General features: G+C 67.4%; 11 protein-coding genes and 1 tRNA gene. 3 read left to right on the top strand and 9 right to left on the bottom strand.

All coding sequences use genetic code 11. The annotated features are described in order from the left end of the window. Window positions 1-3: 3 nt before the first annotated feature. A complete protein-coding gene (locus ACWV8V_RS03605; RefSeq protein ID WP_455898958.1) occupies window positions 4-1230 on the top strand; it encodes an ATP-binding protein in 1227 nt (408 codons plus the stop codon). Then, a complete protein-coding gene (locus ACWV8V_RS03600; RefSeq protein WP_019183269.1) occupies window positions 1227-1811 on the top strand; it encodes a response regulator transcription factor in 585 nt (194 codons plus the stop codon). The genes ACWV8V_RS03605 and ACWV8V_RS03600 overlap by 4 nt, the downstream gene beginning before the upstream one ends. An 84-nt stretch (window positions 1812-1895) precedes the next feature. On the opposite strand, the gene ACWV8V_RS03595 is transcribed toward ACWV8V_RS03600, so the two are convergent. The 8 genes from ACWV8V_RS03595 to pcnB form a co-directional block, all read right to left on the bottom strand. After that, a complete protein-coding gene (locus ACWV8V_RS03595; RefSeq protein WP_259260334.1) occupies window positions 1896-3458 on the bottom strand; it encodes a sodium/sugar symporter in 1563 nt (520 codons plus the stop codon). 98 nt (window positions 3459-3556) lie between these two features. Then, entirely contained in the window at window positions 3557-6163 is a 2607-nt protein-coding gene (locus ACWV8V_RS03590; RefSeq protein ID WP_455898957.1) for a glycoside hydrolase family 3 protein, read from the bottom strand. Between the two features lie 334 nt (window positions 6164-6497). After that, entirely contained in the window at window positions 6498-8012 is a 1515-nt protein-coding gene (gene pgi / locus ACWV8V_RS03585; RefSeq protein WP_265310061.1) for a glucose-6-phosphate isomerase, read from the bottom strand. Beyond that, window positions 8009-8389, bottom strand: coding sequence for an aspartate 1-decarboxylase (gene panD, locus ACWV8V_RS03580; RefSeq protein WP_019183273.1), 381 nt, complete (start codon window positions 8387-8389; stop codon window positions 8009-8011). Before panD ends, pgi begins: the two co-directional genes overlap by 4 nt. A gap of 212 nt (window positions 8390-8601) precedes the next feature. Further along, a complete protein-coding gene (gene panC, locus ACWV8V_RS03575) occupies window positions 8602-9444 on the bottom strand; it encodes a pantoate--beta-alanine ligase (protein ID WP_346467491.1) in 843 nt (280 codons plus the stop codon). Further along, window positions 9441-10256: a 3-methyl-2-oxobutanoate hydroxymethyltransferase gene (panB, locus tag ACWV8V_RS03570; protein ID WP_455898956.1), complete on the bottom strand. Its 816-nt coding sequence runs from the start codon at window positions 10254-10256 to the stop codon at window positions 9441-9443. The genes panC and panB overlap by 4 nt, the downstream gene beginning before the upstream one ends. A gap of 31 nt (window positions 10257-10287) precedes the next feature. Then, complete coding sequence (folK, locus tag ACWV8V_RS03565) at window positions 10288-10776, bottom strand: 2-amino-4-hydroxy-6-hydroxymethyldihydropteridine diphosphokinase (protein ID WP_455898955.1); 489 nt, start codon at window positions 10774-10776, stop codon at window positions 10288-10290. A 3-nt stretch (window positions 10777-10779) separates the two neighbouring features. Beyond that, the gene (gene pcnB, locus ACWV8V_RS03560; RefSeq protein WP_123728947.1) at window positions 10780-12147 is read right to left on the bottom strand and encodes a polynucleotide adenylyltransferase PcnB; all 1368 of its coding nucleotides are present in this window, start codon (window positions 12145-12147) and stop codon (window positions 10780-10782) included. A 50-nt stretch (window positions 12148-12197) separates the two neighbouring features. Here pcnB and ACWV8V_RS03555 point away from each other — a divergent pair. Next, a tRNA-Glu gene (locus ACWV8V_RS03555) sits at window positions 12198-12272 on the top strand. A gap of 150 nt (window positions 12273-12422) precedes the next feature. Here the strand turns inward: ACWV8V_RS03555 and ACWV8V_RS03550 are convergent. Beyond that, on the bottom strand, window positions 12423-13853 hold the full coding sequence (locus ACWV8V_RS03550) for a sugar porter family MFS transporter (RefSeq protein WP_259260327.1): 1431 nt from the start codon (window positions 13851-13853) through the stop codon (window positions 12423-12425). Window positions 13854-13862: the final 9 nt, after the last annotated feature.

Genomic DNA, 13862 nt, shown 5'->3' with positions numbered 1-13862 from the left:
GACATGACCGGTACCGACGCCCCCTTTCTCCGCACCCTGTGCAGCCTGCGCTGGCTGGCCGTGGCTGGCCAGGCCGCCACCATCCTGGTCGCTACCTGGGTGCTGGGCCTGGAGTTGCCGCAGCTGCCGCTCTGGGCCGGCGTCGCCGCGCTGACCCTGTTCAACCTGTACGCGCAGCTGCGCGTGCAGGACCCGGACACCGCACCGATCACCGCCTTCGGCCACATCCTGGTGGATGTCATCGTACTGACCTGGATGGTCGGCTGGAGCGGCGGCGTCGCCAATCCTTTCGGTTCCTTGTTCCTGATCCTGATCGCACTGGCCGCACTCGCCCTGCCCCTGCGCTGGACCCTCGCCGTGGCGGCCGCCTGCCTGATCGGCTATGCGGCAAGCGGGGTGTTCGGCCTGCCGCTGCCGAGCGGCTATTTCACCGGCGCGCAGATGCAGCAGTGGGGCGTGGTCTGCAACTTCCTGCTGTCGGCCACGGTGGTGCTGGTGTTCGCAACGCGGCTGGCGATCGCCCTGCGCCAGCGCGAACACGAGCTGGCCATGCTGCGCGAGCGCTTCGTGCGCAACGAGGGCATCGTCGCGCTGGCCACCCACGCCGCCTCGGTGGCGCATGAACTCAATACCCCGCTGGCGACCATGACCCTGCTCGCCGACGATATCGCCGACCAGACTGAAAGCAGCGAGGTCCGCGATGACGTGGAAACCCTGCGCGAGCTGCTGGTGCAGTGCCGGGAACGCGTACTCGCCCTCGCCCGCCCGGCCGCCGGCGACGCCCCCGGCCGCGATGCGGTGACCTTGCCGCAGGTGCTGGAACAGTGGCGGCTGGTGCGTCCGACCATCGCGCTGAAGCGCAATGAGGACGCCCCGCTCACCCTGCCGCTGGACCCGGGTATCGGGCACCTGCTGATGGTGCTGCTCAACAATGCCGCCGACGCCGGCGAGAAAGCCGACCGCCCGCAGGTGGATCTGTCGCTGCGTATCGAAGGCGATGACCTGATCGGCGAAGTGCGCGATTACGGCCACGGCTTCGATGCCCGCCAGGCCGTACTGCCCGGCACCTTGTTCAACAGTGGCAAGACCGACGGCATGGGGGTCGGCCTGGCCCTGTCCCACGCCACCATCGAACGCCTGGACGGCGAACTGTGGATGCGCCCGGCCAATGGCGCCGGCACGCGCGTCGGCTTCCGCCTGCCCTTGTCCCCACGGGAGACTTCCGCATGACCGCTTTCACCCCCGCGCCCGGCCAGGCCAGTCACGGCCTGCTGGTCGATGACGACGAACTGTACCTGCGCACGCTGCAGCGCAGCCTGGCCCGTAAAGGGCTGGAAACCGTCACCGCCAGCGACACCGCCTCGGCCCTGCTGCTGGCCCGGCAGCAACCGCCGGCCTACGCGCTGATCGACCTCAAGCTCGGTACCGAATCCGGCCTTGCGCTGATCCAGCCGCTGCGCGCCCTGCGCGAAGACATGCGGATCCTGCTGGTGACCGGCTATGCCAGCATCGCCACCGCGGTGGAAGCGATCAAGCTTGGCGCCGATGACTACCTGCCCAAGCCGGCCACGGTGCCGATGATCCTGCGCGCGCTCGGCGAAGAAGACGATGGCCCGGCCGACGATGGCGACATGGAACCGCCGGATGCGATGACCCCGATCAGTCGGCTGCAGTGGGAGCACATCCAGCAGGCGATGCATGAAACCGGCGGCAACGTGTCCGCTGCGGCGCGGCTGCTCGGCATGCACCGGCGCTCGCTGCAGCGCAAGTTGGCCAAGCGGCCGAGCCCGGAGCGCGATCCGAGCCGGTGACGCCTCGCTCGCACCACGCGGCATGAAACAGAAACGGCGACCGGAAGGTCGCCGTTTTCGTTTACCACAGGTGGGCGACCGCGGTTACCAGAACACCGTGTACAGCGCGATCAGAATCGCGATGACCGCGGCACCGCCGATGTTGAAACTCATCGGCGTGGCATAGCGCACGTCATCGGTACGGATCAGATCCTGCCCGGTACGCGCCGGCTTCCACAGCGAGATCAGCACGGCCAGCACCAGCGCCAGCAGGAACACCAGGCCGACACGGTCGATGAAGGGCAGCGACGGCCACGCCAGTTTCAGCACGATCGACAAGGCGAACGAGCCGATCGCCGCGGCCAGTGCACCGGCTTCGCTGGCCTTCTTCCAGAACAGGCCCAACAGGAAGATCACCGTGATGCCCGGGGTGAAGAAGCCGGTGAACTCCTGGATGTACTGGAAGCCCTGGTCGAAGCTGCCCAGCAAGGGGCGCGCCGTGGCGATCGCCACCAGCACCGCCACCGTTGCTGCGATGCGTCCCACGCGCACCAGCGTGGTCTGGCTGCTCTGCGGGCGCGCCTTGGCGTAGAAGTCCAGGGTGAAGATGGTCGCCACCGAATTGATCTTCGACGCCAGCGACGCCACGATCGCCGCCACCAGCGCGGCGAAGACCAGACCGAGAATGCCGCTGGGCAACAGACTCATCATGGCCGGGTAGGCGCGGTCCGGCTTGCCCAGATCCGGCGCCAGCACCACCGCCGCGATACCGGGCACCACGACCACCAGCGGCACCAGCAGTTTCAGGAAGGCCGCGAACAGCACGCCCTTCTGCGCTTCGCCGATGTCCTTGGCCGCCAGGGCGCGCTGGATGATGTACTGGTTGAAGCCCCAGTAGCTCAGATTCATGATCCACAGCCCGCCGATCAGCACGCTCAGGCCCGGCAGGTCTTTGTAGAACGGATTGTCGGGGTGCAGGATCATCTGGAAGTGCTCCGGATGCTGATCCCACAGTTTCTGGAAGCCGCCGAGAATGCCAGCGTCGCCCCCCACCGCGTTGAGGGTGAGCGCGGTCACCAGCAGGCCGCCGAGGATCAGCAGCGAGACCTGCACGATGTCGGTCAGCGCCACCGCCTTCAGCCCGCCGTATAGCTGGTAGAGCAGCGCGAACACGCCGATCAGCACCAGCGCCAGCATCTGGTCCATGCCGGTGACCTCGGTCACCGCGATCGAACCCAGCCACAGGATCGAAGTCAGGTTGACGAAGACATACAGCCCCAGCCAGAACACCGCCATCAGCGTGCGGATGCGGTTGCCGTACCGCTGCTGCAGGAACTGGGGCATTGTGTAGATGCCATTGCGCAGGAAGATCGGCAGGAAGTACTTGCCGACGATCAGCAGGGTAAGCGCGGCCATCCATTCGTAGGAGGCGATGGCCAGGCCGATCGCGTAGCCGGAGCCGGACATGCCGATGATCTGTTCGGCCGAGATGTTGGCCGCGATCAGCGAGGCACCGATGGCCCACCACGGCAGCGAGCGCCCGGCCAGGAAGTAGTCTTCGGCACTTTTGCTGTGCCCGGCCTTCTCGCGCGAGACCCATTGCGCCAGCACGAAGATGCCGGCCAGGTACACCAGCACGATTGCCACATCGAGTGTTGCCAATCCCACGTCATGCTCCTTATGCAACGTTGCACCGCCCCGCCTGCCGGCAAACGCGGCGCGCGGTGGTGATCAGCCCCTGCCGCGGCGGCAGGGGCCCGTGTGGCTCATCGGGTCGCGCAGGCGACCACGGTCTTGGCGTCGTTGCCGGTGCCCAGCGCGATCCGCGACACCGACAGGTCCAGCGCAGTGGCAGACTCCAGCACCGGCAGGCGCTCGATCTTCGACAGGTCCGCGCCGGCCGTGGCGAAACACTTCAACGGCACGCCGATCGTCTGCCATTCGCCCTCGCCGATCCCGCCCAGCGTGGGGGCCAGATCGACCCTGCCTTCGCAGCCCTGGCCGCAGCCGATTGCCAGCCCCACCGGCCCGGCGATCGCGCCGGTGCGACGCACGGTCAGCAGCAGCTGCACATCGCCATTGCTCTCGCGGGTGAGGTCCAGCGGGCGCGTGGACAGCAGCGCCATGTTCGCCTTGCCACTGCCCGACCACTGCAGGCGACGCGCATCTTCCTGCGCCTTGTGATCGATCGCGGACACCTTGAGGCTGGCATCGCTGAGCACGGCCGGGAACGTCACTGCCGGCAGTTCCGACTGCTTGACCCCGCTCAGGCGCATCGCCAGCCCGGCGGTCGGCTTGCCCTTGTTGAAGTACACACCGGCATCGCCCTGCTCACCGGTGATGCCCGAGACCTCCGGCAGCGCGGCGAGGTTGCCGTTGTCGGCATAGCGCAGGCCGAAGCCGAAGGCGAACTGCGGGTCGTAGTCCTTCTGGCCGACATTGTTCTGGTACTGCACGGCGGTGCGCGGCCAGGAGAAGCTGAGCGTGCCCTTGAAGTCGTGCTGCACGCTGCCGTCGGGCCTGCGCAGCAGCACATCGGCGATGCCGGCACCTTCCGAGCCCGGCAGCCATGCGGCAACGAAGGCATCGGACGCATTGATCTCACGGTTCACCCACAGCGGGCGGCCGCTGAGGAACACCGTAACCACCTTGATGCCCTCGCTCCTGAGCCGCTTGATCAGCTGCAGATCGCTGTCATCGCCCGGCTTGTAGGCCAGCGTGGCGATGTCGCCCTGGAATTCGGCGTACGGGTTCTCGCCGACCACCACCACCGCGACATCCGGCTTGGTGCGGTACCTGCCGTCGATCGCCAGCTCGGCACTGCCACCGGCGGCGGTGACCTGCTGCTTCAGCCCGTCCCAGATGCTGTCCGCATTCGGGTAGTCGGCACGCTTGGTGCCGGTGCCCTGCCAATTGAGCGTCCAACCACCGGACTGCTTGCCCAGATCATCGGCACCGTCACCGGCGACCAGCACGCGCTGCTTCGGCGCCAGCGGCAGGACGCCGTCCTGGTTCTTCAGCAGCACCAGCGATTCGCGCACGGCCTGGCGCGCGATCGCGCGATGTCCGGGCGCGCCAAGCAGCTCGAACTTGCCACCGAGCGGGCGCGTGGACGGCTTGCCGGCCTCGAACAGGCCCAGCCGCAGCTTGACCCGCAGGATGCGACGCACCGCTTCATCCAAGCGTTCCATGCTGATCACGCCGGACTTCACCGCGGCGACATTGCTCTCATAGATGCCCTTCCAGCTGTCGGGCGCCATCAGCATGTCCACCCCGGCGTTGAACGAGGCCGGGCAGGTGTCGTTGGTGCAGCCGGCCACTTTGCCGTGGCCGTTCCAGTCGCCGACCACGAAGCCGCCGAAGTGCATGCGCCCCTTCAACACGTCGGTCAGCATCGGCTTGTGGCCGTGCATGGAGACGCCATTGAAGCTGTTGAACGAGGCCATCACGGTCTGCGCACCGGCCTGGATGGCAGGCGGATACCCGGCGGCGTGCACATCGCGCATGACTGCTTCGCTGACCTGGGTGTCACCCTGGTCCTTGCCGTGCGTGGTGCCACCGTCGCCGGCGTAATGCTTGACCGAGGCGATCACGTGGTGGCCGTCGAGAAAGCCCGGCTGGCCCGGCACACCCTGCAGGCCTTCCACGACCTTGCCGGCGAAGCTGGCTACCACCTCCGGCGATTCGGAATAGCCTTCGTAGGTGCGGCCCCAACGATCATCCTGCGGCACCGCCACGGTGGGCGCGAAGGTCCACTCCATGCCGGTGGTGCGCGTTTCGACCGCGGTGACCTGGCCGATCTGCCGCATCAGGTCGGGATTGCGGGTCGCGCCCAGACCGATGTTGTGCGGGAACAGCGTGGCGCCGACGATGTTGCTCTGGCCGTGCACCGCATCGATACCGAAGATGATCGGGATGCCGGGGCCGCCGCTGGCGGGATCCATCGAGGCCGCGTAGTAGGCATCGGCAAGCTTCAGCCATGCCGATGGCGGCGCATCGTACTTGCCATCCGGATCCGAGTTGCCGCCGGCCAGCACCGAGCCGATGTGATACCGGCGCACGTCATCGGGGGTCATGCTGGCGATGTCGCCCTGCACGGTCTGGCCGACTTTCTGTTCCACGCTCATGCCGGCCATCAACGCATCGATGCGCTTTTCCAGCGCCGGGTCATCGGCCAGTGGCCAGGTCAGTTCCGGCCAGTCCTGCGGATGGATCGCGTTGGCATCGGCCTTGGCGGCCGGCGCCGGTGCCTGCGCAGTCGTGGCAGGCGTAGTGCCGCCGCAGCCGGCCAGCAGCAACACCGTGGCCGAGGTGGCCAGCGCAAGGGCGTGGCGGATCGACCGCCGGTTGGAACGAAGCGAAAGCAACGGCATGTACCCTCCCAGGTATTGCACAGGCAGCAGACGGATGGCACGACTCCCCGCGCCATGACGGCCTACCTTTGGCGTTGCGCGCCACGCTGTCAATCCACCGCGCGGCTATGCCGTCGGCGCAGGCTGGTATGGGATTGGGCTATAGCCAAACCGATGCCCCACCCTGCAATCACGGTGGTTTACGGCATACCTGGGCCGAGCGCCACGGCGATCCGTGTTGCGTTGCAGTATCCGGTGCCGCGCGCACTGCGCAGAACGCATTGCGGTCCGAAGGCCACAACGCAGAACCGCCGGACAGGCCGGCGGTTCGTGATGGCACAGCCTGCGCCGATGCTCAGCCCTTGAGCCGGCCCAGCAGCTCCAGCGTCACCGGATCGGTGATCGCATGCGCCTGGCCCTGCAGCGCGGGCAGCAACTGGCTGGCCAGCTGCTTGCCCAGCTCCACGCCGAACTGGTCGAAGGCGTTGATGTTCCAGATCAGCGACTGCACGTACACGGCGTGTTCGTACATGGCGATCAGCGCGCCGAGCGACTGCGGGGTCAGCGCGTCGAGCAGGATCAGGGTGCTCGGACGGCCACCGGGATACTCGCGATGGGGATCCTCGCTGCCCTGGCCATTGGCCAGCGCCTCGGTCTGCGCCAGCAGGTTGGCCATCAGCGCCTGGTGGTTGACCACGTAGGGATCATCGTTGTGCACGCAGCCGATGAAATCGGCCGGGATCACGCTGGTGCCCTGGTGCAGCGCCTGGAAGAAACTGTGCTGCACATCGGTGCCTGCCCCGCCCCACCACACCGGCACGGTGTCGCTGGCGACCGGGCTGCCATCGAGCTGCACGCGCTTGCCCAGGCTTTCCATCACCAGCTGCTGCAGGTAGGCCGGCAGCAGCGCCAGGCGCTGGTCATAGGTCATCACCGCATGCGTGGCATGGCCGAGCAGGTTGCGGTTCCAGATATCGGTCAGTGCATGCAGCACCGGCAGGTTCTGCGCCAGCGGTGCGGTCAGGGCGTGTTCGTCCATCTGCGCCGCGCCCTCGAGCAGCTGCTCGAAACGCGTGAAGCCGATCGCCAACGCGATCGGGAAACCGACTGCCGACCACAGCGAGTAGCGCCCGCCCACCCAGTCCCACATCGGCAGCACGCGGCCGGCGGCGATCGAGAAGGCCTTGGCCGCACGCTCCGGGTTGGCACTGACCGCATACAGACGCTCGCTGCCGCCCAGCCAGTCGTGCAGGATCTGCCCGTTGAGCAGGGTTTCCTGGGTGCCGAAGGTCTTGGAGATCAGGATGCCGGCCGTGGTCGCCGGGTCCAGCGTGGCGAGCGTGCGCTGCATCGCGGCACCGTCCACGTTGGACACGAAATGCACGCGGAAGCGCGCCCCGGAGACCGGACGCAGCGCATCGGCGACCAGCCGCGGACCCAGGTCCGAGCCGCCGATGCCGACGCTGACGATATCGGTGATGTTGGTTGCTTCCAGCGCGGCGATCAGCTCGCCCATCTGCTGGCGCACCTGCGCGGCGGTGGCGAAGGCCTCACCGGCCACCGGCGCGCCGCTGGCATCGCCGCGCAGCGCGGTGTGCAGCGCCGCACGGCCTTCGGTCACGTTGACCGTTTCACCACGGAACAACCGCTGGAAACCGCCGGCGACATCGCGCTCGGCGGCCAGCTGCAGCAGTGCGTCCAACGCCGCGCGGTCGTATTTCTGCCGCGCGAAATTGACGTACAACGGACCGACCCGCAGCCCCAGCGATTGTGCGCGGCCCGGTTCGGCGGCGATCAACGAAGGGATGCTCGCGCCACGCAGGCGCTGGGCATGGGAATGAAGCGGGTCGAATCCGTTGTGCTGTGTCATGCGGCCTGTGTCGGGATCGTGTCGTTGGTGTGGGAGATCTGGTTCTTGCCGTCCACATATACCAACTTCGGCTTGAAGCTGTCAGCTTCTTCTTCGCTCATGCTGGCGAAGGCGGCGATGATGATGATGTCGCCCACCTGCACGTGACGCGCGGCGCCACCGTTGAGCGAGACCACCCCGCTGCCGGCTTCGGCGCGGATGGCATAGGTCGAGAAACGCGCACCGTTGGTGACGTCCCAGATGTGCACCTGTTCGAACTCACGGATGCCGGTCGCAGCCAGCAGGTTGTCATCGATGGCGATGGAACCTTCGTAGTTCAGCTCGGAATGCGTAACGGTGGCGCGGTGGATCTTGGTCTTCAGCAGGGACAGATGCATGGCAACGGGACAACGGTAAAGGAAAGGGAAATTCTAGCACCCGGGGGGCGGACGGCAGCGGCTGGCGCGCGCGCCCACGCCGGGGGCTGCCAGCGGTTCAGCATCGTCACGACCCCACCCGGCCCGGCGTAGAGCAACCCCATGGGGGGCTGCACGTCCGGCATCGCCCAGCAGCCACCCATGGGGTGGCCCTACCCGGCGGGGCGCAGCCCTCAGAACTCCAGGTTGTCGATCAACCGGGTGTTGCCGATCCGGGCGGCGATCAGCGCCACGCGGGTGCCGTCATTGGCATCGGCCGGCTCGGACAGGTCCGGCAGGCGGACCACGGCGTAGTCCACCTGGAAGCCGGCGGCCTGCAGCGCGGCGGCCGCTTCGGCCTCGATCAGGCTGCGGGTCTTGCCGGCGATGAAGCCTTCGCGCATGCCCAGCAGCACCTGGTGGATGGTGGTCGAGACGCTGCGCTGCTCGGCGTTGAGGTACTGGTTGCGCGAGCTCATCGCCAGGCCGTCGTCTTCGCGCACGATATCGCCGCCGACGATCTGGATCGGGAAGGCCAGGTCTTCCACCATCTGGCGGATCACCGCCAGCTGCTGGAAGTCCTTCTTGCCGAAGGCTGCCACGTCCGGCTGGACCTGGTTGAACAGGCGCGACACCACGGTGCAGACGCCATCGAAATGGCCCGGGCGGTGTGCGCCTTCGAGCAGACCGCTGATGCCCGGCACGTTGACGCTGGCCGCCAGCTCCACGCCGAACGGGTACATCGATTCAACGGTGGGCAGCCACAGCACATCGCAGCCGGCCTGCTCCAACCCGGTGGTGTCGGCTTCGGGCGTGCGCGGGTAACGGGTGAAATCCTCGTTCGGCCCGAACTGGGTCGGATTGACGAAGACGCTGGAGACCACGCGGTCGGCGTACCGCCGCGCCAGCGTGACCAGCGAGTAGTGCCCGGCGTGCAGGTTGCCCATGGTCGGGACCAGCGCAACGCGCAGCCCCTCCCGCTTCCAGCCATTGACGACAGCGCGCAGGCGGGACAGTTCGGTGACGGTATCGATCATGAGGCGTAGGCGTGTTCTGCGTCGGGGAAGGAGCCGTCGCGCACGGCGTCGGCGTAGGCACGGACCGCACCGGCAACCGACCCGCCTTCGGCAAGGAAATCCTTGACGAACTTGGGACGGCGATGGCCGCTGTCCAGACCGAGGAAATCATGCAGCACCAGCACCTGGCCATCGCACTGCGGGCCGGCACCGATGCCGATGGTGGGCACGCTGATGTCCGCGGTGACCTGGGCAGCCACCGGCGTAGGCACGCATTCGAGCACGACCAGGCTGGCGCCGGCGGCGACCGCGGCCTTGGCGTCATCGCGCAGCTGCTGGGCGGCATCGCCACGACCCTGCACGCGATAACCGCCCAGGCGAAGCACCGACTGCGGGGTCAGGCCCAGGTGCGAGCAGACCGGAATCTCGCGCTCGACCAGGTAACGGATGATGTCCAGCTTGAAGCCGGCACCTTCGATCTTGACCATCTCGGCACCGGCCTGGAGCAGCCGCAGCGAGGCATCCAGTGCGCGCTCCGGGGTGGCATCGGCGCCGAACGGCAGATCGGCCACCAGCAGCGCACGCTCCAGCACCCGGGCCACGGCGCGGGTGTGATAGACCATGTCGTCGGTGGTCACCGGCAGGGTCGAATCGTGCCCCTGCACCACCATGCCCAGCGAGTCGCCGATCAGGATCAGGTCCACGCCGTTGGCATCGAAGCTGCGGGCGAACCCGGCATCGTAGGCGGTCAACATCACCAGCTTCCGCCCCGTGCGCTTGGCCTCCGCCAATGCGGGGACGGTCCAGGGCTTGCTGTCTGCGTGGGTACTCATGAGCTGATAACCGGTGGCGATAAGCCCCCCATTATCCTCCTATTGGCGAGATCCCGCAGGGGTCGACCCGCATCACAGCATCCCGCACGCGACCATGGCCGGGAATCGTGGCCTCCGGCGCGATCTCGGCCAGGGGCAGCAACGCGAACGCACGTGCATGCAGATACGGGTGCGGCACCTGCAGCTGCGGCAGATCGATCACCTCTTCGCCATACAGCAGCACGTCCAGATCGAGTGCACGCGGCCCCCAGTGCACGGCCGGATCGCGTACGCGGCCGAAACGGCGCTCGATCTCCAGCAGGGCCTCCAACAGCGCGGGGCCGGGCAGCGCAGTCTCCAGCACGGCGGCGGCGTTGACGAACGCCGGCTGGTCTTCGTTGCCCCAGGCCGGCGTGCTGTACAGCTGCGAGCGGGCCCGCAGCGTGGTCTGCGGCAGGGCCGCCAGCGCCTGGAACGCCTCACGCAGGGTCTGCGCGGCGTCCCCCAGATTGGCGCCCAATCCGATACAGGCCAGGGTCACGGCTTACTCGCCTGCCACTCCACCGGGACGACGGCGGCGGCGACGACGCTTGCGCGGTGCACCGTCTTCGCCCTCACCGTCGGCCTGGGCGGCATCCAGCGCCGAATCCAGCTCGGTGCCGGACTGCAGCTGGGCCTCGCGCCAGAACGCCACGTCGGCTTCATGCTCGCTGGAGGCGACCTGGCGCAGGACCAGGAAGTCGTAGGCGGCGCGGAAGCGCGGATGGGTCAGGGTCCGGATCACGCGCTTGCGCTGGCGCGAGCTGAAGCGGCCCTGCAACAGCCAGATTTCCTGCATCGGCAGCGAGAAGCGGCGCGGCAGGGCGATCGTGCTCAACTGGTGCAGGGTCACGCGGTCCGCGGCGCGGCGCTGCGCCTCTTCCAGTGCGACGCCCTGCTTCTGCAGGCTGGCCAGGGCGCGGCAGAAGGCCGGCCACAGCAGCAGCGCGAACAGGAACGACGGCGACACCGGTTCATCATTGGCTACACGCAGATCGGTATTGTGCAGGCCTTCGATGACCATGCGGCGCAACGCGCCACTGCGATTGCTGCGCAGAGCGGCGGCGCTCTCGGGGAACATGACGTCGAGCAGGCCATACCGCTCCAGGCCCTCGAAGCTGGCCACGCCGTGCCCGGACAGGAACAGCTTGAGCACTTCCTCGAACAGGCGCGCCGGGGCAGCCTCGGCCAGCAGATTGGCCAGGCGCGGCAGCGGTTCGGCGGTCGCGTCTTCGATCTGGAAGCCCAGCTTGGCCGCCAGGCGCACCGCGCGCAGCATGCGCACCGGGTCTTCGCGGTAGCGCTGTTCGGGTTCACCGATCAGCTTCATCAGGCGCGCCTGCACATCTTCAAAGCCACCGGTGTAATCGCGGACCGAGAAATCCTCGATCGCGTAGTACAGGGCGTTGCAGGTGAAGTCGCGGCGGATCGCGTCGTCTTCGATGCTGCCGTACACGTTGTCGCGCACGAGCATGCCGTTTTCCATCTCACGGTCGCCGCTGCCATCGTCGATATTGGCGCGGAAGGTGGCGACCTCGATGATCTCGCGGCCGAACACCACGTGCGCCAGGCGGAAGCGGCGGCCGATCAGCCGGCAGTTGCGGAACAACTGCTTGACCTGCTCGGGCGTCGCGTCGGTGGCGACGTCGAAATCCTTGGGGTGGCCGTTCACCAGCAGATCGCGGACGGCGCCGCCGACCAGGTAACCGGCAAACCCGGAATCACGCAGCCGGTACAGAACGCGCAGGGCGTTGGGGCTGATGTCCTTGCGGGAGATGTTGTGCTGATCGCGCGGGATCACGCGCAGGCTGAACGGTGATGTAGCAGAGGAATTGATGTTGGCGCTTCCGGTTGAGTTTTCGGGATTGCCCAATGGCATCTAGGTCCATATACTAGCGCGCTGCGCAGTTCGCGACAAAGTCTGCTCCCTTCGTCTAATGGTTAGGACGTGGCCCTCTCAAGGCTAAAACAGGGGTTCGAGTCCCCTAGGGAGCACCAGTCGCGGTGCAGAAAGCCAAAAACCCCGCCACGGCGGGGTTTTTTGCGTTCAGGGCCCAGGGGCTGCGGCGCCTGTCCTGCCAGGCCCGGACCGGGGAGCGCACTCCCCGACCCGGCCCCTGCCCTGCGCGCAGGGCCATCCGGAGCGGCTCAGCCCTCCATCTGCTCCAGTTCCTTGCCCTTGGTCTCCTTGACGAAGCGCAGCACGAAGAACACCGAGATCACCGCCGCCACCGTATAGATGCCGTAGGCACCGGCCAGGCCGATGCTCCCCAGCAGGATCGGGAAGGACACGGTGATGGCGAAGTTGGAGGTCCACTGCGCCGCGCCGGCCACCGCCAGCCCCGAACCGCGGATCTGGTTGGGGAACATCTCGCCCAGCATCACCCACATCACCGGACCCCAGGACATGTTGAAGAAGATCACGTAGACGTTGGCCGCCACCAGCGCCAGCACGCCCATGTTGTCGGTGAGCTGAAGCTTCCCGGCGGTATCCAGCGAGCCACTGGCGAAGGCAATGGTGACCAGCGCCAGCGAGATCGCCATGCCGACCGAGCCGACCCACAGCAGCGGCTTGCGGCCGATGCGGTCGATCAGCACCACGGTGATCAGGCACGCACCGATGCTCAGCGCGCCGGACAGCACGTTGATCAGCAGCGCGTCGTTCTCCGAGAAGCCGACCGCCTGCCACAGCACCGCGCCGTAATAGAAAACGACGTTGATGCCGACCAGCTGCTGGAACACCGCCAGGCCGATGCCGATCCAGACGATCGGGCGCAGCTTGCCGGTGGTCTTGCTGATCAGATCCGAGAAGGTCGGGCGGTGCTGGTCCTGGGACAGCGAGCCTTCGATTTCGGTGATCTTGGCCTGCGCCTCGGCCGGGCCGTACAGACGGGTCAGCACCGCCAGGGCCTGGTCACGGCGCCCCTTGACCACCAGGAAGCGCGGGCTCTCCGGGATCACCAGCAGCAGGCACAGGAACAGCAGCGAGGGAATGGCCTGCATCCAGAACATCCAGCGCCATGCCGCCTGCCCCAGCCACAGTTCCTGGGTGGAGGCACCGGCCGCCTTGGCCAGCAGGTAGTTGCTGAGGAAGGCGCAGAACAGGCCGCTGATGATCGCGATCTGCTGCACCGTCGCCAGCCGGCCGCGGTAGCGGGCCGAGGCCACCTCGGCGATATAGGCCGGCGACATCACGCTGGCCGCACCGACCGCGAAGCCACCGATCACCCGGGCGATGATGAACACCGTGGAGCTGTGTGCCGCCCCTGCCCCCAGGGCGGAGAACAGGAACATCACCGCGGCGATGATCAGCACGCCGCGACGGCCGAGCCGGTCACCGAGGCGGCCGGCGAAGAACGCACCGATCGCGCAGCCGAGCAGCATCGAGGCGACCTCGAAGCCGATCCCGGCCGAACTGGACTGGAAGGTGTCCTTCAGGCCGTCGACGGTGCCGTTGATCACGCCGCTGTCGAAGCCGAACAGGAAGCCACCGATGGTGGCCACGCAGCTGATCAGGACGATGAAGCCGGTGTTCTCGCCGCTGCCGGCGCGGGTACTGCTGAGCGAAGCACTGGACATGGGAACCCC

It is taken from the genome of Stenotrophomonas sp. Ker107b, from assembly GCF_053847245.1.
This window is presented reverse-complemented; position numbering and strand designations above follow the sequence as displayed.

Excerpts from the sequence above, each read along its gene's own strand:
- ACWV8V_RS03605 (WP_455898958.1), top strand. The coding sequence starts at position 4 with ATGACCGGTACCGACGCCCCCTTTCTCCGCACCCTGTGCAGCCTGCGC.
- ACWV8V_RS03600 (WP_019183269.1), top strand. The coding sequence starts at position 1,227 with ATGACCGCTTTCACCCCCGCGCCCGGCCAGGCCAGTCACGGCCTGCTG.
- ACWV8V_RS03590 (WP_455898957.1), bottom strand. The coding sequence starts at position 6,163 with ATGCCGTTGCTTTCGCTTCGTTCCAACCGGCGGTCGATCCGCCACGCC.
- pgi (WP_265310061.1), bottom strand. The coding sequence starts at position 8,012 with ATGACACAGCACAACGGATTCGACCCGCTTCATTCCCATGCCCAGCGC.
- panD (WP_019183273.1), bottom strand. The coding sequence starts at position 8,389 with ATGCATCTGTCCCTGCTGAAGACCAAGATCCACCGCGCCACCGTTACG.
- panC (WP_346467491.1), bottom strand. The coding sequence starts at position 9,444 with ATGATCGATACCGTCACCGAACTGTCCCGCCTGCGCGCTGTCGTCAAT.
- panB (WP_455898956.1), bottom strand. The coding sequence starts at position 10,256 with ATGAGTACCCACGCAGACAGCAAGCCCTGGACCGTCCCCGCATTGGCG.
- ACWV8V_RS03550 (WP_259260327.1), bottom strand. The coding sequence starts at position 13,853 with ATGTCCAGTGCTTCGCTCAGCAGTACCCGCGCCGGCAGCGGCGAGAAC.